1 protein-coding gene is annotated in these 819 nt (G+C 73.6%); it reads left to right on the top strand.

Annotated elements, in window-relative coordinates; all coding sequences use genetic code 11:
* Positions 1–106: 106 nt before the first annotated feature.
* On the top strand, positions 107–819 hold a 713-nt coding region (locus tag ACFPZL_RS13825), incomplete at its 3' end, for a YhgE/Pip domain-containing protein (RefSeq protein ID WP_382335970.1).

Below are 819 nucleotides of genomic sequence, written 5' to 3'. Positions count from 1 at the left end.
GCTCTTCCGATCTGCGACTCGCGCCCGCACTCGCGCCCGCGCCCGAACTCTCGACGGCCGCCGCGGGGCCGCTCGCCGAGCAGACTTCTGAAGGGGAGGCCCGTTGATGGCCACGTTCACTCGACTCCGGGCGGATCGGCCCGTGCGCTGGTCCACGATCCTCGGCCTGCTGCTGGTGCCCGTCACCGTGGCCGGCCTGCTGCTCTGGGGGCTCTGGAAGCCCGACGCCCGTCTCGAATCGATCACCGCCGCGGTCGTGAACCTCGACGAGCCGGTGACGGTCGACGGGCAGACCGTGCCGCTGGGCCGGGTGCTCGCGGGCGAGCTGATCGGCGGAGCCGACGGCTCGGAGGATGCGGGGGACGCGGGCGGGGCGGCCGGCACGGACACTGCCACCGGTCGCGACGCCGACGCCGACACCGACGCAGACGCCGCGACCGCCTCGAACTTCACCTGGGTGCTCACCGACGCGGCAGACGCTTCAGCCGGTGCGGAGGACGGGCGCTACGCCGCGGTCGTGACGATCCCCGAGGACTTCTCGGCCGCCGCGACCTCGGCGTCGCGGGGGATCGACGAGGCGGAGCAGGCGATGATCGAGGTGCAGACGAGCGATCGCGGACGGCTGCTCGACAGCGCGCTCGCCGGCATCGTCATGTCCACCGCTACCGGGGTCCTCAACCAGACGCTCGGCGAGCAGTCGGTCGCGAGCGTCTTCGTCAGCATGAACGAGCTCGGCGACGGGATCGCCGACGCCGCCGACGGCGCGGGGCGCCTCGCGGACGGCGGTTCCCAGCTCGCCGACGGCGTCGACGAGCTGGC

The organism is Leucobacter soli (assembly GCF_042659205.1).
GTDB classification, from domain to species: domain Bacteria; phylum Actinomycetota; class Actinomycetes; order Actinomycetales; family Microbacteriaceae; genus Leucobacter; species Leucobacter soli.
Note: the sequence above shows the minus strand (reverse complement) of the source record. Positions and strands in the feature narration are given on the sequence as shown.